Source organism: Priestia sp. LL-8 (assembly GCF_036227845.1).
GTDB classification, from domain to species: Bacteria; Bacillota; Bacilli; order Bacillales; family Bacillaceae_H; genus Priestia; species Priestia zanthoxyli.
Map to the genome: position 1 here is coordinate 4,173,430 of NZ_JAZAQH010000001.1, position 20,104 is coordinate 4,193,533.

Below are 20,104 nucleotides of genomic sequence, written 5' to 3' on the forward strand. Positions count from 1 at the left end.
CTTAGTGTACAAAAAAAAACCGGCGAGTTCTACTTATGATACCCAAACAATGTGACAATTCGTGAACACCTTTAGGAAAAACAGCTTTTTTTACCAAAAAGAGGCTGAGACGCAACGAAATCCATTCAATCTAAAGACGAACAAATAAAATACAGGAGCTAGTAGGGATCGCTTATTCCATCGCTGTTGATTTCCGTGCAAGACTTTGCTTTCCGCGGGCGGCCGCTGAGCCTCCTCGTCGCTTCCGCTCCTGCGGTGTCTCACCTTTTCCGCTTTTCCCGCAGGAGTCTTCGCCTTGCCCTCCAATCAACAGCTAGAAGCACCTACATATATGAAGCCTCCGTTCACCATACCAATGAAAAAATCCGAACGAATGAGATTCTCCATCAAGAATCTCATTCGTTCGGATCTTCCTTCAACTAAAATATCTTTGTTCCAGCCTCTATTCTATTTTTAAAGGTTAAGCATATGAATGTAAACCTGCAATAATTAGGTTCACAGCCACTAAGTTGAACATAATGATGGCAAACCCGCCAACTGCCAGCCAAGCTGATTTTTCACCGTGCCATCCTTTAGACAGCCGAAGATGAAGAAAAGCGGCGTAAAATAAAAAGGTGATCAGCGCCCACACCTCTTTAGGGTCCCACCCCCAAAAGCGCGTCCAGGCCATCTGAGCCCAAATCATAGCGAAAATAAGTGCTCCTAGTGTAAAAATAGGAAATCCAATTGCCACTGCTCTGTAGCTTACTTCATCAAGCAAGTCGCTGTTTACCTGCTTCACAAGCGGCTGCAGTGCGGCGCCAATTCGCTTCCGTAAAATAAGGCGAATCAGCCAATATAAGACGAAGCCACCGCCTAACGACCAAATAACCGTATTTAATTTTTTAGCATTGATAATAGCCGGCATATCAACAAACGGCTGTATGTCGTTCCCGTCTGTCCACTCACTTTGATGAGGCCCCACTAGCGGAACCATATGATATACGACTTGCTCTTGTTCTCCACTTTTATTAACCCAATTAAATGATGACTCGTAGTGAGCCGCATTAAAAGTCAGCGTCACCACTACAAACCCAAGCGTACTAATAAGCGTATACAGGATGAATTCCAGCCAAAATGCTTTTTTATTTCGCTTGGATTGGTCAATCGTTTTGATTAAATAAATCAATCCTGCAACAAAGCTAATGGAAAGTACGGCTTCACCCGTAGCTGCGGTTGTAACGTGAATATGCAGCCAATTCGTTTGGAGAGCGGGTATCAGCGGCGTAATTTCAGTTGGAAACATGCTTGCATAAGCAATGATTAAAAGAGCCACCGGCAATGCAAAAAGTCCAAGCATGCTAAGACGATAAATAAAGTAAATAACAATAAATGCACCAACAAGCATCATGCCAAAAAACGTCGTAAATTCAAATAAATTACTAACAGGAGCGTGGCCTGATGCAATCCATCTTGTAATAAAGTAGCCAATCTGTGCAATAAAGCCGATGATGGTAACCGCAATTCCAAACGTTGCCCACTTTGTTTTCTTTTGAGCTGCTCGCTTATCTCGAATAGCTCCTCCGAAAAAAAAGGTTGCAACTAAATAAGCAATAAACGCCACATACAGTAAATTACTACTTATACTCGCGTAATCCATGCTTTTTCCTCCTATTTTGTTTCTTTATCATTTTGGTCCTTCAGCTGTGTAAGAGATGTTGATTCTAATAAACCATTTAGTTCTTTTTTAAGCCCATACCAGTTTTTATTTGTATGTGCGGCCAACCATATTTCATTATTGACTTTTTGAATCCACATGCGGCGATGATTCCAATACATCCCTTGAATTACACCAATCATAAAGATGGCTCCGCCAACTCCTAAAAACCAAAGCGTATAGTCTCTGCGAACGGTTAATCCCGTTACATTTTTCGTTTCCACACCAGCAAAGGTTATTTTATAATCGTTATTTCCTAGCGGCTCCAAGTTCTCTCTAATTCCAACAAAAGCAACTTCACCTTTTTTATGCTGAGGCGTGATCATTTTAAATACAAAAGCCGGATTGTTAGGTACTCTGGTCTTTGTATTTGGATTTCCTTCATCATCAAAGAAAAAGTCTGGAAAGTAACTCATGAGCTTGACTTTATATCCGTTTTTTAAATCATATGTTTCTTTTGGATTATGTAAATCTACTGTAAGTGAACCAACGTTTCTATTTGCATTTTTATCTGTTAAATGGAAAGACATAGAGCTAAACTCATTCAACTTGAAATCCACTTGGTACATGGCATATCCTTCAAACTTAAGCGGCTGATTCACACGAATCTCTGAATCTTTTATTTTCTTTAACTTTGGATCTGCTCCCGGTATAAGCTTTCCTTCGCGCTTATACAAACTAACATCCGCTTCATATTTTTTGGCTACTTTATTATTCCCTGCACGATCAATTGCTTCTTGAAACACGGCGCTTTCGCTATCTTTATCATATGTTTCAACAGTAAAACGATGGTTTTTCAAAAAATACTCTCCGTTCGTCCCAGGAATAACTTTTGTTTCACCTTCACGGATCCAAAGAACTTCATCTATATACATACCTGGTACAAATCTAAGCATAGCACCTAGTAAAAAGATAATGAGACCGATATGATTAACGTATGGACCCCACCTTGAGAAGCGTCCTTTTTCAGCCAGCAGATTCCCGTTTTCTTCACGAATAGAGTATCTTCTTTTTTTAAGCATGCTTTTTACATGTTCATATTCTTGATCGGTCCATGATGATGAAGTGCTGTATAAACGCTGTCTTTTTAAGAAATTTGGATGTTTTGTTACACTCTGCTTTTTTAGAGCTCGGTACAAAGGCACTACTCGATCTAAACTGCAAATGACTAACGACATTCCTAAAGCAGCAATTAAAAGCAAGTACCACCACGATTCGTAGAGATGATGAAAACCTAACTTATAATAAAGCTCTCCTGTCCATCCATATTCCTTTTGGTAATACTCATCTGCTGTCACATTAGGAGGTATGTAAGCTTCTTGAGGATAAATGGTTCCGACTGCAGACGCAACAAGCGTCACAATAATGATCCAAATACCTACTTTTACAGAAGAGAAAAAATTCCATATTTTATCGATAACTGTTTTATTGTACGTTTGCGATCGCCTTGCGCTTCCTTCATAACGCATATCCACTAATTTATCAGTTGTTTCTTCTGCAATCGGCTTACCACAGGCTTCACACAAAATCGTACCATGCGGGTTAACGTGTCCACACTCACATTTCACGTGTTTCATTGTCAACACTCCCTATGGTTTAATTTCTTCCATATATTCTTTTATTTTAGACTCTTCCAATCCCCCGATAAAACTGTCTACAATCTTTCCGTTTTTATCAATTAAAAATGTAGTCGGCAGAGGATCTATTCCGTATGCACCCAAAACTTGTGAATCTTTATCCATCAAAATCGGAAAAGATAGCCCATACTGTTTAGCAAACTGCTCTACTGCTATATTCGTTTCTGCAACGTTAACAGCTAGAATTTCAACACCTTGCTTTTTATATGAGGCATACTGCTTTTCCATAGCCGGCATCTCTTGTTTACAGGGCTTGCACCACGTTCCCCAAAAATTCAAAAAAACTCCTTTGCCTTTGTAATCTGATAGCTGATGAGTTTCTCCATTAACATCTCTTAATATAAAGTCAGGTGCCTTATCTCCTACTGATACCTTTTGTTTATCAGCAAAAAATTGAGCATAAAGGGTATATCCAACCGCGCACAGCAAAACTGCCAATATAACTGTTCGAATAATCAAGCGCTTTTTTTTCATGGCACGAACTCCTTTTAACCGCTTTCAATACGCTTTTTTCTACCATTATATCATTTTTGTGGTAGTGGCTTTCCAATAATATTTCGACGTTTCTGTGAAGTCTTCCTCTCATTCTACAAGTTCGACATTTTTTCAAAAAACCTTGCTTGTTTTTCTAATTCACGACATTTTTCATAAAAAAAACAGGTAAGTGAAAATTACTTACCTGTTTGAGACATTGAATATAATTGTTTGACTTCATGCGCTGTAAGCTCACGAGCTTCTCCTGCATTTAATCCGCGTAAATCTAAAGGTCCGTAGCGCTCACGTTTTAATTTTAATACAGAATGTCCGATTGCATCGAACATGCGACGTACTTGACGATTTTTCCCTTCGTGAATCGTCAATTCCACAATCGCCGTCTGCTTGCTTTTATCAATAGAAAGAACTTTTGCACGAGCTGGGGCTGTTTTTCCGTCCTCAAGCATCACACCGCGCTGCAGCTGTCTGATTTTTTCACGACTTGGAATTCCTTTAATTTTAGCCACATACACTTTGTCCACTTCAAATTTAGGGTGCATTAGCTGATTAGCAAATTCACCGTCGTTTGTCAAAAGAAGTAAACCCGACGTATCATAGTCCAGACGTCCAATGGGATAAATTCTTTCTTCTACATGTGGAAAGAAGTCAACAACTGTTTTTCTTCCCTTGTCGTCGTTAGCAGCTGAAATGACGCCTCTTGGTTTGTATAACATAAAATAAACGGGCGCTTCGCTTTCTACCGGCACTTCGTCTACTTCAATTTTATCGTTAGGACCTACTTTCGTGCCCAATTCTCTTACAACTTTTCCATTTACTTTCACTCGGCCTTGGCCGATTAATTCTTCAGCTTTACGTCTTGATGCTACACCTGCGTGAGCAATGACTTTTTGTAATCGTTCCATTAACACTTCACCTCTTGTAACATCTTACTTGTTTACGAAGTAATACACAAGTGTATTTGCCACTCAGAGGTAGAATTTTCGATTTCTTACCGGCCAAACACAAGGATTACAATGACAACTGAGGCAATAATCCCTACCAAATCTGCCAGTAAACCAACCTTCAGCGCATCTCCCATTTTTTTAATACCAACCGCTCCAAAATAAACCGTTAAAATGTAAAACGTGGTATCTGTACTTCCCTGCATGGTCGATGCCAAACGACCGATAAAAGAATCAGGTCCGTATGTAGAAATTAGATCCGTCGTGATACCAAGAGCAGCCGTTCCAGATATCGGTTTGATAAGAGCTAAAGGTACAATTTCAGCCGGAACGCCGACTGCTTGCAGCATAGGTTTTAAAACAGATAAGAAAAAATCAAGTGCTCCTGAAGCTCGAAAAATAGAGATGCTCACTAACATGCCGACTAGGTAAGGAATGATGGAAAAGGCAATTTGTAATCCGTCCTTCCCTCCCTCTACAAACTTTTCATACGTAGGAATTTTTTTATAGGTTCCATAAAGTAAAATACAGCCTACGATAAGAGGAATAAACATCAATGATACTTGATTAAGCATAGTCATTTTCGTTTTCCTCCTTTTCGTGTACGTCGATAATAAAAGAAGCGATCAATAATGATGGCTCCTATCGTAGCTACAACAGTTGCTAAAAGCGTGGTACCGACAATTTCAGTAGGATTAGCCGAGTTATACGTAATTCGAATTGCAATAACTGTAGTTGGTATAAGTGTTAAACTGGTTGTGTTAAGTGCTAAAAGTGTGATCATAGAGCGGCTTGCTTCGTCTCTATCGCCGTTTAGCTTTTTAAGCTGTTCCATCGCTTTAATGCCAAGAGGAGTTGCCGCATTCCCGAGTCCAAACATATTCGCCATCATATTGGACAATATGTACCCCAAGGCCGGATGATCTTTTGGAACATCAGGGAAAAGTCTTGTAATAATGGGTCGAAATAATTTCGCTAACTTGTCGAGAAGCCCTGCACTTTGAGCAATATTCATCATCCCTAACCAAAAGACCAGCACGCTGATTAACCCTATGCTGATGGTCACTGCTTCGCCTGCTCCTTGAAAAATTGCTTTGTTTACATCACCAATTTTCCCATTTATAATCGCAAAAACAATTCCAATAATGGTCAGCAGCATCCAAATAATATTAACCATCTGTTTTGGCTCCAGACTGAATAAACATTAATCGCTTCACTCTATCAAAGAAACCTTTTTGCTGCTCGGACTGCTTTTCGAAATAAATAGGAACACTGTCAATCGTCTCTCCACTTCTATAAATATCGAGCTTTCCTACCACATTTGGAACTTCCCCTGTTTCTTTCCACTGCTTTTTAGGCTGAATTAGCGTTGTTTTCACTTCTACAGAGCTTTGTTCTTTCTTTGTGAGCGGATAGACGACATTTCGTTTAATATACAGCTGATCTTTATAAAAAGAATCCTTTATATCTGCCAACTCGCCTTTTGCAGCTAAACTGGTCATATCATATTTATCAAATGCATTTTCATACATGGAAATGTGATCGTTCCAATCATCTGGGGCATTTATCGTTACGGCGATTAAATCCATTCCATCTTTTGTAGCAGTTGTCACAAGCGTTCGTTTTGCTAATTTTGTATACCCTGTTTTTCCGCCAGTACAGTATGCATATAGTGTTGTCAGCAGTTTATTTTTGTTTTTCCACACCCGATCCCATTTCTCTTCAGGATGCTTCATTCGATAGACTTTTGTTCCTGAAATCTCTTTGAAAATTTTATTATTCATTGCATAGCGCATGAGCAGAGCCATATCGTGCGCTGTTGAGCGATGATTTTCATGATCGTCTAATCCATGCGGATTTTGAAATGTTGTATTGGTCATGCCAATTTCTTCTGCTTTTTTATTCATTAAATAAACAAATCCATCTTCGCTTCCTCCAACGGCTTCTGCAATAGCTACAGCAGCATCATTACCTGAACGAAGCATCAAACCATATACTAAATCTTTTAATTTTATTTTTTCACCTTCAACTAAATACACAGAAGAACCTTCAACACCAACTGCGTTGTGACTAACGGTAACTGTTTTATTTATTTTGCCAGATTCAATCGCCAGTATTGCTGTCATAATTTTTGTAATGCTAGCAATTCGGCTAACTTGATCTGCATTTTTAGCATATAACACTCTCCCTGATTTCTGTTCCATCAAAATAGCACTATGAGCACTTACGCTCCCTGCTGCAGATGATGTGGAAGGCCAACCGCTGAGACATAGCAATACAATAAATAGATAGATGATACTTTTTTTGCTTCTTTTCATGTCATCCCCGTCCCTCTACCTGTTTGTACAAGTTTATGCTCGTCTTTTTTGGTTATGAATGAAAAGATTTGTCCATACAAAAAAGAACATAGAAAAAACTCTATGTTCTTTTACATTTTCACTTCATTTCTTGAAACGATTGAAAAAACAAATCTGCTTCTTGATCGGTTCCTTCTTGTAATAAATCTTCTGGAAGGGGCGGCAGCTCTTCGATACTTTTAAGGCCAAAATAGCCTAAAAATTCTTTTGTCGTTCCGTATAGGATAGCCCTGCCTGCGCCTTCCGCTCGTCCCACTTCTTTTAATAAAACCTTTCCAATTAAAGTTTGAAGAGGTCTTTCCGTTTTCACTCCTCGAATCTCTTCGATTTCAGCTCTTGTAATTGGCTGCTTGTACGCTACAATAGCTAACGTTTCAAGCGCTGCTTGTGATAATGATTGATTAGCGGGAGCTTCTACGAGCTTCTCAATATATGGTGCATACTCTTTTTTTGTGACAAGCTGATAGGCCCCTCCTATTTCAACGAGTGTAACTCCTCTGAACTTACACTCTTGCTCTAAGCTCTCCAAAGCACCTTGAATGTCTTCATGAGGCTTTTCTATAATCTCAGCTAACCGGCTAATGGATAGACCTTCATCACCAGAAACAAAAAGTAAGCTTTCAATAATAGCCTGTAGATTATTCGTTGTCATTCCTCTTCATTCCTTTCTCGATACGATACATAAAGCTCGTCTAGATTGTGCTGCTGTTCCACAACGATTTCATTTTCTTTCATTAATTCCAGCACAGCTAAAAACGTTACGACGATATGATCACGCTCTTGATAAGGAAACAGCTGATAAAAACTTTTTTTCCCTTTAAAGGCTTTTAATTCGTTCACAATCTCACTCATACGCTTGTCAATTGGAATATCTTGTCTTGCTATTTTCGTCTGCATAGGCTTTGTGTTTTGCTTTCGTTTCATCAACTTTTGAAAAGCGCTTAGCATATCATACAAAGATATATCAAGCCCTTCATCCTGAGGCTGCGTACGTTCTTCTGCATTTATCTGCACATTACTTGGAGGTTTTGTATACACATGACTTTGGTCTTCCTCCAGCTTTTGAAGCTCTACTGCCGCTTCTTTAAACTTTCGATATTCAATTAAGCGCTGCATTAATTCTTCACGCGGATCTTCTTCATCAACCATTTCAATCTCATCCATATCTTCTTCATACGTAGGCAGAAGCATTTTACTTTTAATTTGAAGCAAAGTTGCTGCCATGACTAGATACTCACTGGCAACGTCTAGCTGAAGCTCATTCATTGTATGGATAAACATCATATATTGCTCAGTAATTGTTGCTACTGGGATATCGTAAATATCAATTTCATACCGATTAATTAAATGCAGAAGAAGATCTAAAGGTCCTTCAAACGCATCTACTTTTACACTATACTCCACTTTTTTCTCACCAACACTTTTCAATTGCTTATCATTTCTGCTGCTTTACATAACGTTACTACCATTAGTATAGAGGATTATAGACACATGTCCAATACAAATTAACGTAAAAATAGGTCATTTGCCCATACAAAAAGATTAAACATACATATGATGTCAAGGTAATAACATTTTGAAATGACTGAAGGAGGAACTCGCATGGGTGAAAAATCTTGTGGATACGGTAGCGGTTTCGCTTTAATTGTTGTACTGTTTATTTTATTAATTATTGTTGGTTGTTCTTGCTTACGCTTCTAACCACACATATAGAATAAAAACAAACGTGTTCGCCATACCTTGAGCACGTTTGTCTCTTTAAAGCACTCCGCTGATGAACAGCTAATTTTTGTGATACACTACATATAGAGTCTTACCAGGAGGGAACAAGATTGTATTCACAAGCCTATATTGATTATTTAGTTCATTTTCATGGCGATCGGGATTATTTTGAGTGTCATGAACTGCTAGAAGAACACTGGAAAAAAGACGAAAGAGGACACCGCAATATTATTTGGGTTGGCCTTATTCAAATTGCTGTTTCACTCTATCATCATCGACGCCAAAATTTCGCTGGAGCCAAAAGAACGATGCAAAAGGCGCTGGCAATTTTAACGAAAGAAGAAGAAAATATTGCACAGCTTGGACTTAATTATCCTTCACTGCTTAAACTTCTTCGCAAACAATTAGCTTTAATCGATACGTATCAGCCATATAAAAGTATTAACTTGCCTATTGAAGATCCAGCATTATTACGGGCTTGCAAACAAAGAAGCACTGATAAACAGCTTGTCTGGTTATCAGCTTCTAATCTGCAAAATGACGCAATTGTTCATCGTCACAGCACGCGAGATCGCTCAGATGTGATTGCGGAAAGACAAGCGAACTTATTGGCAAAACAAAACAACAGGTAGCTAGAAGCTACCTGTTGTTTTATGATGACTAAGATGTGAAAGAAGCTTTCGCACCTCAACTAATCATGCTTTTCTTTATTCATCAGCCTGACACTTTTCATAAAACGGAGCGATGATTTCACTCGGCTTAATTTGTGCAGTCGTATACATTTCTTTAAGAGCTTTAATCATTTTTTTGCCAATGCCCTGCTGGCGGTGTGAAGGGTTTACACTGACGTGTTGAACCTCAATCAAACTTTTATCGATCATGGAAATGCCAACAATCCCAATAATATCTTCTTCTTGCTTCCAAAGATACAGCTGCCAATGTTCGTTTTGCTCATATTCTTTCATCGTTTGTTGAAGTTTTTTTAAATCTTTTTCCGTAGGTACAAACGATAGAAGACCCATGGCAATTTTTTCATAGTTTCGTTTATAGCGAATAAGCATACGATTCTCCCTCGTCCTCAAACTTTCCTACAAATTAATGCGCTGCGTTTTTTACTGCTTTTATCATACAAAATTTATAAGTAAATAGCAATATTACACAAAAGCTTGTCCTATGTCATGCGTGTATGAGAAACCTAATCTATTACGCTTTTTGAGCTGTTGCGCGAAGAAAAAACGCCGTAACCCCCTGTAAAAGGTTGTTATGACGTTTTATTAGCTAATATCCATTTATAGCAGTATGCTCTTATTCTTCCCAGACTTTTACTTCTTTCATTACGTCGCCATTTTTCATTTTTAACACTGTATCAAGTCCTTCTGTTACTTTTCCAAATACAGTGTGAACACCGTTCAAATGAGGCTGTGGCTCATGAACAAGAAAGAACTGACTGCCGCCTGTGTCTTTACCAGCATGCGCCATTGATAAAGAACCCGCTTCGTGTTTGTGAGGGTTTCCTTCTGTTTCACATTTGATTGAATAGCCAGGACCGCCAGCACCTGTACCAGTTGGGTCTCCTCCTTGAGAAACAAATCCAGGGATAACGCGGTGGAACGTTACGCCGTTGTAGAATCCTTCATTTGCTAACTTTTCAAAGTTTTCTACTGTTCCTGGTGCTTCGTTCGGAAATAAATCGATTAGAATTTTTTCGCCATTTTCCATTAAAATACTTGCCTTTTTCATATAAATGACCTCCAATATATGTATTAGTACCGCTATAGGCTCTGTTTTCCCCGTCAAAGCGGCAACATGTAAAAGTTGTAAATGCCACCTAGGGGTAGAACCTTTACAACTATAAACTCACTCTATTCTACTACAAACAAGCTCATGAATTCAACGAATGCACTTATTCACTTTCTTTTCATGTAGCTTTAAATAAAAAATAGTAGTTGTGAGATGAAACTTTTTATAGTATCATCCGTCTAATACAGTGATGGAGATATATAGATTTCATTTTATATAGAAATCTACGCCTCTAGACTGATTTATGGGAAAATGATGAATTGACTCTGTTACTTCAGACCTGCCCGTATTATAATAGGGCAAGTATGGGATTAAAGGAGGAAAAAGGTTTGAAATTAACGATAAAAGCAATGATGGTGACATTAGGTCTTCTTCTATTCCTAACAGCACCCTTAAAAAGTTTTGCAGATGCTGCTCCAGGCGATGTTATTATTACATTAGGTCAGGACTTAACCAGCTCTCAGAAGCAACAGGTATTAAATGACCTTGATGCACCAAGCAATGCTCAAACAGTAACCGTGACAAACCAAGAAGAGCATGAATATTTAGGTGACTTTATTCCAAAGGCTACTATTGGATCTCGTGCTATTTCATCTTCTAGTATTACCCTTGGTTCAAAAGATTCTGGTCTAAGCGTATCAACTCAAAATATTAATGGTATTACAGACGACATGTATATTAATGCTTTGATGACTGCCGGCGTTAAAGATGCAAAAATCCAGATTACCGCTCCATTCGAAGTATCTGGTACAGCTGCTTTAACAGGTATTATGAAAGCATATGAAGTTCAAACAGATCAAAAAATCCCAGAAGAAGTAAAAAAAGCAGCCAATGAAGAGATGGTACAGACATCTGAACTTGGTGAAAAAATCGGTAAAGAAAAAGCAGCGCAGTTTATGGCAACGATTAAAGAAGAAATTGCCAAAGAAAATCCTCAAACAAAGGACGATTTACGCACGTTAATTCAGCGAGTGGCTGATGATTTAGGTATTAAATTAACAGATTCAGAGCTTAATACACTTGTTGACTTTTTTAATCGTTTAAAAGATATGAACATCGATTGGAATCAAGTAAAAGACCAGCTTTCTGCGACAAAAGAAAAAGTAACAACATTTCTTCAGTCAGAAGAAGGCCAATCATTTCTTGATAAATTAAAGCAATTCTTTGTTGATATTATTGATGCTATTAAATCGTTATTCTCATAAAAAAAAAGAGCCTCCTGAACAGGAGGCTCTTTTTTTTACGTTAATCACTCGTTACTTTTTTACCGTCACTTTGTATTTCACGTCATTTTTTACAATGTCTTCATATGTTTCGCGTTTTACGACTAGCTGTGCTTCTCCATCTTCTACAAACACGACAGCCGGCTTTGGCAAACGGTTATAGTGGCTTGCCATAGAATAGCCGTATGCGCCCGTACAAAACATCGCTAATAAATCATCTGGGTTTGCTTTTGGAAGATGTACATCCCACATCAGCATATCCCCCGATTCGCAGCACTTACCCGCGATGGACACGAGCTCATCACTCTCATCATTCATTCGATTGGCAATGACCGCTTCATATTTCGCTTGATACAGCGCCGGACGGATATTGTCGTTCATTCCTCCATCAATCGCTACATATTCACGTACATTAGGTACATGTTTACGAGAACCAATTGAATACAGGGTCGTTCCAGCATCTCCTACAAGAGAGCGGCCGGGTTCAATCCAAATTTCAGGAATTTCTACCTCTAACTGTTTGGACTGCTTTTTGACCTCTTCTATAATAACTTCCACATACTGCGAAACAGTAATAGGCTGATCTTCTTCCGTATAACGAATACCGAAGCCCCCGCCTAAATTTAATACTTGCGGAACAAATTCTATATTTTGTTTCCACTCTTTCATTTTCGCAAAAAGCTTTTGGGTCGCCATAATAAATCCCGTTGTTTCAAAAATTTGCGACCCTATATGACAGTGGATACCTAAAAGTTCTAGCCCTTTGCTCTCCTGTACAAGACGAACCGCTTCGTCTGCTTGACCGTTTTGAAGATCAAATCCGAACTTAGAGTCTTCCTGTCCTGTCAAGATATAATCATGTGTGTGTGCCTCAATTCCGGGTGTTAACCTGAGAAGCACGGGCATTTTTTTCTGATACTGTTCTGTTAATTCTTGCAGCAGCGTAATTTCATAAAAATTATCAACTACAATGCACCCTACATCTTCTTTAATGGCCATTTCTAGTTCCGCTCGGCTTTTATTGTTTCCATGAAAATGAATACGTTCTTTCGGAAAGTCAGCTGCTAAAGCCGTATATAGTTCCCCTCCCGAAACGACGTCTAACGAAAGACCTTCTTCGTGAACAACTTGAACCATGGCGATTGTAGAAAAAGCTTTGCTTGCATAAGCGACCTGTGCTTTTACCCCATGCTTTTCAAAGGTTTCTTTAAATCCTCTAGCACGCTGCCGAATTAAAGATACATCGTATACGTAAAGGGGTGTCCCAAAACTTGATGCTAATTCAACCGTATCAACTCCACCAATTTCAAGATGACCCTGCTTATTTATGCAACTTGTTCCGTGTAAAAACATGTTTAGACCCCGTTCCTGTGTATAGTGTAAAAAAGACAGTTAACGGCAATTCGCTGCTAACTGTCTAAATATTTATTATTTTCCATATTTAAAACAAATCTATCACATCTTCATACAGGTTTCAACCACATATTTCGTTTAAGGTTTTGCAGGTTGGCGGTCTTTGTCCTGCGGATGTACAATACTAGGACGCGGATTTGCTCCAGGAACCGGTGTGCGAATGATAATCTGCCATAAAGCCTGCGGGTTGAATGGAAGAAATGGCCACAAATAAGGCGTATTCAACGATTTTAGTCGCGCCATGTAGAGAATGATACACGTTGTTGCAATAAGAAACCCTGGAGTATGAAAGGCCGCCACAAAAATTAACAGAAACAATCGCAGCATTTTATTTGCTACTGCTAACTCATAGCTTGGCGTTGCGAATGAACCAATTGCTGCAATAGCCACATACAAAATAACCTCGGGAACAAAGAGACCTACATCAATAGCAATTTGCCCAATAAGCGCAGCGGCAATCAAGCCCATCGCCGTGGCAAGCGGCGTCGGCGTATGAATGGCCGCCATCCTCAGAAACTCAATCCCAAAATCAGCTAGGAAAATTTGAACAACAGTTGGAATATTTGTTTCTTCGTTCGGTCCAATAAATTGCAATTTTGCCGGCAACAGATCTGGTTCAAGTACAAATAACAGCCATAACGGTAATAAGAAAAGAGAAGCAAGAATTCCTAAAAATCGTATCCAGCGGATAAACGTACCGACAGAAGGAGACTGCCTGTATTCTTCTGCATGCTGCACGTGATGAAACAGCGTAGTTGGCGTAATAATAACGCTTGGAGACGTATCGGTAATAATGATCACATGACCTTCTAGTACATGAGCTGCTGCTGTGTCGGGACGTTCTGTATAGCGTACCATTGGAAAAGGATTAATTCCTTGTTTGACTAAAAACTCTTCAATTGATTTGTCAGCCATCGGCAAACCATCTATATCAATTGCTTCCAGTTCATCTTTTATCAATTTAACCAGCCCTGGATCAGCTACGCCATTTATGTACCCAATCGCTACATCCAGTTTTGATCGTTCGCCTACCTTCATAATTTCAAACCGAAATCTTCCGTCACGAATTCGTCTTCTTGTTAACGCTGTATTGATAATGATGTTTTCAGTGTATCCATCTCTTGCTCCGCGAATTACTTTCTCTGTATCCGCTTCTTCAGGGGATCTGCCAGGATATGTACGCACATCGACTTCAAAGCCAACTTCTTCACCGTCAATTAAAACGAATAGCAGTCCTGATAAAACCGACACCATTCCATCATCCAGCGTCTTTAAAGGCTTGACTTGCTGGTGAATAAGACGATTTTCAACAATATCCTTTAGCTTTGCTCGTTCAACTTCATTATCATTAATTTGAACGAGCACTTTTGTAATTTCAATAATAAATGAACTATCGCACAGTCCTGTTACATAGTAAACATGAACTTCTCGATCCAAAATAAGTAGTTTACGCACGCCCACATCAAAGCTTGTGTTCATACTAGCGTTTTCTTTGAACCACTGATCGTTTTTTTGTACTTTCGAAAAAATAGCTGTTTTCTGCTCTGCTAGCTTATCCAAACGAACCGCTCCTTTCTAAAATAAGTCTTGCTGCTTTTTCTGTAATAGGACATCCCAGTTTAACATCATCCATCCTAGCCATCTTGCCGATATCCCCTATTCCTACAACTAAGGGAATATCGAGCTGATCCAAGCAGTAAACTGTATCTCCATTAATTCGTCCGACTTCTAACTCTTGAATTCCGCTTTTATCCACGCCGTAATGCGATATTTCTCCAAAACGATCAATGGTCACATCCACTCTTGTCCATTCGCTTTGATGAGTACGTGATGCAACAGCAATCACTCCAAGAACTTCTACTTGAGGATGTTTTGCTACATGCAGCAAAGCAATTTCCCCGGGTCCTTCCTCTAAGAAACCGCTATCGTCGAACATCACAAAGACGGGATCATATGGTGCTTGAAGAATTAAATCTACCGTTTGACTACCTGTTAACGTAGTAGGGTTTCCATATGACCTCGAAATGCATCTGCCACCAACCGATTTAGCTACATGCTCAATTGCTTTGCGCGCATATTCATCCCCATCGGTTACAATAATGATCCTTCTTTTTTTCATAATCTTTTATCCTTTCGGTTTAAAGATTAACGCGATAATAAAAGCAAATAAAATAGCTGCTGAAATTCCAGCCGAGGTAAGTTCAAAAATCCCAATCCCAATCCCGATAAACCCATGGTCATCTGCTTGCTTCATCGCTCCGTGCAGCAAAGAATGACCAAAGCTTGTAATTGGAACCGTCGCTCCGGCGCCAGCAAATTCAATTAACTTATCATAAAGACCAAATCCATCTAAAATCGCTCCTGCAACTACAAACGAACTCATAACATGCGCTGGAGTAAGTTTAGCAAGATCCAGGAGCAGCTGCCCAATAACGCAAATGATTCCTCCTACAGCAAAAGCTATTACATACTCCATTGATCATCCCCCTCCCCAATATGTTCTAAGACGACGCCATGAGCAATTGTTGGAATTGACTCTTTTTGCTGAATCATCGTTGGACTTAAAAGAGCTCCTGTTGCCACCATAAACACTTTCTTTAAGTTTCCTGATTTTAATTCATTTAAAATATGACCATACGTGACAATAGCCGAGCAGCCGCAGCCGCTTCCCCCTGCAAATACATTTTGGTCGGGGCGATATACCATTAATCCGCAATCATTATGATTGGTTGATATATCATAGCCTTCGTCCTTGAGCAGCTGTTTTAAGATTGGACTTCCTACACCAGATAAATCTCCTGTTAAAATAAGATCATACTCGCTTGGAGCGACGTTTAAGTCTTCCAAATGCCTTTGAATGGTATCTGCAGCAGCTGGTGCCATAGCAGAACCCATATCGTTTGCATTTTTAATCCCATAATCCATTACCCGACCAATCGTTGCAGACGTGAGACGCACAATACCTTTTTCTTTCGAGACCAGCGCTGCCCCTGCTCCCGTAATGGTTGCCGTTGCCGTATCTGGTTTTTGTCCTCCGTACTCGGTAGGATTTCGAAATTGGCGCTCAGCCGTTGCGTTATGACTGCTCGCTGATGCAATAACACGATTAGCAAATCCCGCATCCACAAGAGCTGCTCCTGTTGCCAGCGTTTCCATTGATGTGGAACAAGCGCCAAACATGCATAGAAATGGAATTTGGTTATGCCTGGCTACAAAATTAGCCGTTACGTTTTGATTTAATAAATCTCCAGCCAAAAACAAATCAACGTCTTCATAGGATAAATTTATTTTTTGCAAGCAGGAATCAATGGACTCCGTCATCAGCCTTCTTTCAGCCAACTCCCAGTTGTCTTCTTCACAGTGCAAATCTTTATGTGTAATGTCAAATGTTTCTCCTAACGGTCCATCTGCTTCTTTTGGTCCTACAGCTGTTCCCGTGGCGTTAATATAAATAGGATTTTCATAAACCCACGTTTGCTTCCCAGTTTTTCTCATAATCCCCCTCTTTTCATAGCAAATAAGTTTTAAAAAGGTAGCGAATGATTCCTACAACGTAAGCCGAAACCGTTCCAAATACGATTACGTTTCCAGCCAGTTTGAACATGTTCGTCGCAACTCCGAGAACAATCCCTTCACTTCGATGTTCAAGCGCTGCACTCGTCATGGAATTGGCAAAACCCGTAACAGGAACGGCTGAACCTGCACCTGCGAATTGACCAATACGATCATATATGCCAAACCCGGTTAAGAGCGCAGATATTAAAATAAGGGTTGCAACGGTAGGATTACCTGCATTTTTTTCATTAAAGTCAAAAAATGCAATATAGAAATTTTGAATTACCTGTCCTAATGTACAAATGATTCCCCCTACCAAAAAGGCTTTTAGGCAATTTGCCACATATGAAGGTTTAGGCTGAAATGGTTTAATGCTTTCTTGATAGTTATCTTTTAATTTTTGATTATTTGCCATGTTACATACATCCTTTTCTTATTGATTAACAAAATAAATCCAATGAAATAATGATCCGCATACTTTGCCTAGTACAATGGCCATTAACAATAAAATAAGCTTCCCTTCCATTCCTATTCGTTTCGTTAACGTCGGCAATACATTAAGTACTTCTGTCAACGCTGCTGCCAGCATCCCAATAAAAATACCGCTCGTTAGACCTATGATCATAATCAGCACCGCAGGAAACTGCCACGTGTATTGATGAAGACTGCACCACCCGCCTGTAACAGCACCACCCACCACTCCCCATTCATATGCTTGAATATATTTCATGGTTTTGGTCAGCTGCATCAAACGCGGAATAATGCCCAGCACCGTTAAAAATGCTACAAACCCAGCACCTGCAGCCAGTCCTCCCGCAAGTCCAATTACAATGGTCATCACAATGTTAATGATCATCAATTTTTTTCATACTTTCTTTATTCTCGTGCATAATGACGTATTGATCTAAGTCTTGCTGGTAATTAAACATTTCGACTTCGAGAGGACTAGGCTCTTCATTAATTCGTTTTCTAAAGACATGGTTAAAAAACAGAATCATTCCCAAGCCTAAACCGATAGAGTAAGGCACTTGAATCAGCAAAGGCTGCTTATCTCTCAGACCGGTCAGCATATAGAACAATTTTTGATGTACTTGTCTCATACTCACATCTTCGTGAAAGTTCATAATTGCCAAAGCAGCTCCGATGAAGAGAAGAAACCAAACAGCTAGAAAAAACAAAAAGGAATATTGTTTCTTTTTATACACGACCTCTACAATCGTTTGAGCGGGTCCAATCGTCTGAATGTCTAAATGCGGATACTGAGAGGCAACTTTTTCAATTACCTTCATTAAATCAACAATGATAATATTTCGATCACTCATACTTACTTGATATACAACTAGCTTTTCAATTTGCTTTTGAACAGAATCTCCTGCTATAACCATTGCTAATTGTCCAATATTTACAGCTTCATCAGGTTTTACTTGAATACGATGTCTCATTTTAAGATAAAGAACGTTTTCCATTCATATCACACCTTACGATTCATTATCTCCCTGTACGTGTAGTATGGATTTTCTTAAATTTTCTAATTCACGTTTCTGAACAGACCATTAATTACCAAATAAAAAAAGCAATCCGTTTCACTATTCTTCTTTGAATAGCAAAACGGATTGCTTCTTACGTATTACGTGTCATTCATATGCAGCTTCATTTGTTTTAAGATTTTCTTCTCAAGCCTCGATACCTGAACCTGAGAAATTCCCAGCCTTGCGGCCACTTCGGATTGAGTTTGATCTTTGTAATACCTCAAATAGACAATGAGCTTTTCACGTTCATCAAGTTCTTCAATTGCTTCTTTTAAGGCAATTTTATCAAACCACTTCGCTTCCGTATGATCAGCAATTTGGTCAAGAAGGGTAATTGGATCCCCATCATTTTCATAGACCGTCTCGTGAATAGACGAAGGAGCACGATTAGCTTCTTGAGCTAGCACTACTTCTTCAGGAGTCAGATCCAAGTGTTCTGCAACCTCAGCGACTGTAGGGACGCGTCCAAGTAATTTGGAAAGTTCGTCTTTTGCTTTACGTATTTTATTGCTCATTTCTTTCAGAGAACGGCTGACCTTTACCGTGCCGTCATCACGAATAAATCGCTGAATTTCACCAATAATCATTGGAACAGCATATGTTGAAAATTTAACATCATACGATAAGTCAAATTTATCAACGGACTTTAATAGCCCTATACATCCAATTTGAAATAAATCATCGGGCTCATAACCACGGTTAATAAAACGTTGAACAACCGACCAAACGAGCCGCATATTTTTTTGGACGATTGTATCTCGTGCAATTTGATCACCTTGCTGACTGCGCTTGATGAGGTCTTTAACTTCATGATCCTTTAAATACGGTTCGTTTTTATTTTTTTTGACCTCCACATCCATTGGCAAGTCTCCTTAATTACATAGCGCTTTACTATTTGTTAAGTGCTTTTTTAAATATAAGGTCGTACCTTCTAATACAGTAGACTCCACTCGAATTTCATCCATAAAGTTTTCCATTATGGTGAAACCCATTCCAGAACGTTCTAGATCTGGTTTCGTTGTGTATAAAGGCTGCTTGGCTTCATCCACGTTATCAATACCAATTCCTTCATCACGAATCATCAGCTCGACTACACCGTCTTCATGAAGCGTCACAGAAATATATACCACACCATCCGGATTGCTTTCGTAGCCGTGAATAATAGCATTTGTTACTGCTTCAGATACGACTGTTTTAATTTCTGTTAACTCATCCATTGTTGGATCTAACTGCGTAATAAATGATGCTACCGTGACGCGGGCAAACGATTCATTTTGACTAAGAGCGGAAAATTGGAGGTTCATTTGATTTTTCATTATGCCACCCCCAATTTTTGAAGCGCGTTTTCTTCATTAGGTTCAAAACGAATAATTTTAAATAAACCTGACATATTAAACAAACGTTCTACGGCAGGAGAAATAGCGCATACAACCATTTCCCCACCGTTATTATGAACCTGTTTGTATCTCCCTAAAATAACCCCTAAGCCAGAGCTGTCCATAAAGGTTAAATGCTGTAGATTTAAAATCAAATGGCTAATGGATTCCTTCTCTATCGCTTGGGTGATTTTGCTTCTTAGCTCTTCTGCCGTATGATGATCTAATTCTCCTGTTAATCGAACCAACAAGACATCTTGTTTGAATTCCAATTCAATCGAAAGACTCACTATACAAACCTCCTCGGAAATCTTATAGTCAGTCTTTCGCTGCCGACAGAATAGAATCCTTCTCACCGAC

26 protein-coding genes are annotated in these 20,104 nt (G+C 39.2%); 3 read left to right on the forward strand and 23 right to left on the reverse strand.

The window, feature by feature from the left end:
* Positions 1-172 precede the first annotated feature (172 nt).
* From U9R83_RS21780 to U9R83_RS21825, 10 genes are all read right to left on the reverse strand, one after another.
* The gene (locus tag U9R83_RS21780; protein WP_226554914.1) at positions 173-310 is read right to left on the reverse strand and encodes a hypothetical protein; all 138 of its coding nucleotides are present in this window, start codon (positions 308-310) and stop codon (positions 173-175) included.
* Between the two features lie 150 nt (positions 311-460).
* A complete protein-coding gene (gene ccsB / locus U9R83_RS21785; protein ID WP_140451724.1) occupies positions 461-1,639 on the reverse strand; it encodes a c-type cytochrome biogenesis protein CcsB in 1,179 nt (392 codons plus the stop codon).
* A gap of 11 nt (positions 1,640-1,650) precedes the next feature.
* Positions 1,651-3,273 (reverse strand): cytochrome c biogenesis protein ResB, encoded by a 1,623-nt coding sequence (locus U9R83_RS21790; protein WP_243549923.1) that lies wholly within the window; start codon positions 3,271-3,273, stop codon positions 1,651-1,653.
* 12 nt (positions 3,274-3,285) lie between these two features.
* Positions 3,286-3,807, reverse strand: a complete 522-nt coding sequence (gene resA / locus U9R83_RS21795; protein WP_014458314.1) for a thiol-disulfide oxidoreductase ResA — start codon at positions 3,805-3,807, stop codon at positions 3,286-3,288.
* A 197-nt stretch (positions 3,808-4,004) separates the two neighbouring features.
* Entirely contained in the window at positions 4,005-4,730 is a 726-nt protein-coding gene (locus tag U9R83_RS21800; RefSeq protein ID WP_013059055.1) for a pseudouridine synthase, read from the reverse strand.
* Positions 4,731-4,816: 86 nt separating this feature from the next.
* On the reverse strand, positions 4,817-5,350 hold the full coding sequence (locus U9R83_RS21805) for a spore maturation protein (RefSeq protein ID WP_013084923.1): 534 nt from the start codon (positions 5,348-5,350) through the stop codon (positions 4,817-4,819).
* Entirely contained in the window at positions 5,347-5,946 is a 600-nt protein-coding gene (locus tag U9R83_RS21810) for a nucleoside recognition domain-containing protein (protein WP_013059057.1), read from the reverse strand. Before U9R83_RS21810 ends, U9R83_RS21805 begins: the two co-directional genes overlap by 4 nt.
* Positions 5,939-7,087 (reverse strand): D-alanyl-D-alanine carboxypeptidase family protein, encoded by a 1,149-nt coding sequence (locus tag U9R83_RS21815; protein WP_115654883.1) that lies wholly within the window; start codon positions 7,085-7,087, stop codon positions 5,939-5,941. The genes U9R83_RS21810 and U9R83_RS21815 overlap by 8 nt, the downstream gene beginning before the upstream one ends.
* 118 nt (positions 7,088-7,205) lie before the next feature.
* On the reverse strand, positions 7,206-7,778 hold the full coding sequence (gene scpB, locus U9R83_RS21820; RefSeq protein WP_013059059.1) for an SMC-Scp complex subunit ScpB: 573 nt from the start codon (positions 7,776-7,778) through the stop codon (positions 7,206-7,208).
* The gene (locus U9R83_RS21825) at positions 7,775-8,530 is read right to left on the reverse strand and encodes a segregation/condensation protein A (protein WP_243549925.1); all 756 of its coding nucleotides are present in this window, start codon (positions 8,528-8,530) and stop codon (positions 7,775-7,777) included. The genes scpB and U9R83_RS21825 overlap by 4 nt, the downstream gene beginning before the upstream one ends.
* Before the next feature lie 198 nt (positions 8,531-8,728).
* On the opposite strand from U9R83_RS21825, the gene U9R83_RS21830 reads away from it, so the two are divergent.
* Entirely contained in the window at positions 8,729-8,827 is a 99-nt protein-coding gene (locus U9R83_RS21830) for a YjcZ family sporulation protein (protein ID WP_170836726.1), read from the forward strand.
* Positions 8,828-8,958: 131 nt separating this feature from the next.
* Positions 8,959-9,480: a DUF309 domain-containing protein gene (locus tag U9R83_RS21835; protein ID WP_014458309.1), complete on the forward strand. Its 522-nt coding sequence runs from the start codon at positions 8,959-8,961 to the stop codon at positions 9,478-9,480.
* 75 nt (positions 9,481-9,555) lie between these two features.
* On the opposite strand, the gene U9R83_RS21840 is transcribed toward U9R83_RS21835, so the two are convergent.
* Entirely contained in the window at positions 9,556-9,909 is a 354-nt protein-coding gene (locus tag U9R83_RS21840) for a GNAT family N-acetyltransferase (protein WP_115654886.1), read from the reverse strand.
* Between the two features lie 244 nt (positions 9,910-10,153).
* Complete coding sequence (locus tag U9R83_RS21845; RefSeq protein ID WP_013059064.1) at positions 10,154-10,588, reverse strand: peptidylprolyl isomerase; 435 nt, start codon at positions 10,586-10,588, stop codon at positions 10,154-10,156.
* Positions 10,589-10,977: 389 nt separating this feature from the next.
* On the opposite strand from U9R83_RS21845, the gene U9R83_RS21850 reads away from it, so the two are divergent.
* Positions 10,978-11,853, forward strand: a complete 876-nt coding sequence (locus tag U9R83_RS21850) for a DUF1002 domain-containing protein (protein WP_014458307.1) — start codon at positions 10,978-10,980, stop codon at positions 11,851-11,853.
* A 51-nt stretch (positions 11,854-11,904) separates the two neighbouring features.
* On the opposite strand, the gene lysA is transcribed toward U9R83_RS21850, so the two are convergent.
* From lysA to spoIIAA, 11 genes are all read right to left on the reverse strand, one after another.
* The gene (lysA, locus tag U9R83_RS21855; RefSeq protein WP_243549927.1) at positions 11,905-13,224 is read right to left on the reverse strand and encodes a diaminopimelate decarboxylase; all 1,320 of its coding nucleotides are present in this window, start codon (positions 13,222-13,224) and stop codon (positions 11,905-11,907) included.
* Positions 13,225-13,362: 138 nt separating this feature from the next.
* The gene (locus U9R83_RS21860) at positions 13,363-14,844 is read right to left on the reverse strand and encodes a spore germination protein (RefSeq protein ID WP_014458305.1); all 1,482 of its coding nucleotides are present in this window, start codon (positions 14,842-14,844) and stop codon (positions 13,363-13,365) included.
* Complete coding sequence (locus tag U9R83_RS21865; RefSeq protein WP_014458304.1) at positions 14,837-15,403, reverse strand: stage V sporulation protein AE; 567 nt, start codon at positions 15,401-15,403, stop codon at positions 14,837-14,839. The genes U9R83_RS21860 and U9R83_RS21865 overlap by 8 nt, the downstream gene beginning before the upstream one ends.
* Positions 15,404-15,409: 6 nt before the next feature.
* Positions 15,410-15,760, reverse strand: coding sequence for a stage V sporulation protein AE (gene spoVAE, locus U9R83_RS21870; RefSeq protein ID WP_013059069.1), 351 nt, complete (start codon positions 15,758-15,760; stop codon positions 15,410-15,412).
* Positions 15,748-16,779: a stage V sporulation protein AD gene (gene spoVAD / locus U9R83_RS21875; protein WP_013084932.1), complete on the reverse strand. Its 1,032-nt coding sequence runs from the start codon at positions 16,777-16,779 to the stop codon at positions 15,748-15,750. The genes spoVAE and spoVAD overlap by 13 nt, the downstream gene beginning before the upstream one ends.
* Positions 16,780-16,792: 13 nt before the next feature.
* Positions 16,793-17,254 carry a stage V sporulation protein AC gene (spoVAC, locus tag U9R83_RS21880; protein WP_014458302.1) on the reverse strand — a complete coding sequence of 154 codons (462 nt, stop codon included), beginning with the start codon at positions 17,252-17,254 and terminating at the stop codon, positions 16,793-16,795.
* Between the two features lie 18 nt (positions 17,255-17,272).
* Complete coding sequence (locus U9R83_RS21885; RefSeq protein ID WP_014458301.1) at positions 17,273-17,695, reverse strand: stage V sporulation protein AB; 423 nt, start codon at positions 17,693-17,695, stop codon at positions 17,273-17,275.
* Complete coding sequence (locus U9R83_RS21890) at positions 17,685-18,305, reverse strand: stage V sporulation protein AA (RefSeq protein ID WP_014458300.1); 621 nt, start codon at positions 18,303-18,305, stop codon at positions 17,685-17,687. The genes U9R83_RS21885 and U9R83_RS21890 overlap by 11 nt, the downstream gene beginning before the upstream one ends.
* Positions 18,306-18,466: 161 nt before the next feature.
* Positions 18,467-19,228, reverse strand: a complete 762-nt coding sequence (sigF, locus tag U9R83_RS21895; RefSeq protein WP_013059074.1) for an RNA polymerase sporulation sigma factor SigF — start codon at positions 19,226-19,228, stop codon at positions 18,467-18,469.
* Between the two features lie 12 nt (positions 19,229-19,240).
* A complete protein-coding gene (gene spoIIAB / locus U9R83_RS21900; protein WP_013084935.1) occupies positions 19,241-19,684 on the reverse strand; it encodes an anti-sigma F factor in 444 nt (147 codons plus the stop codon).
* The gene (gene spoIIAA / locus U9R83_RS21905) at positions 19,684-20,034 is read right to left on the reverse strand and encodes an anti-sigma F factor antagonist (protein ID WP_014458299.1); all 351 of its coding nucleotides are present in this window, start codon (positions 20,032-20,034) and stop codon (positions 19,684-19,686) included. The genes spoIIAB and spoIIAA overlap by 1 nt, the downstream gene beginning before the upstream one ends.
* Positions 20,035-20,104 lie beyond the last annotated feature (70 nt).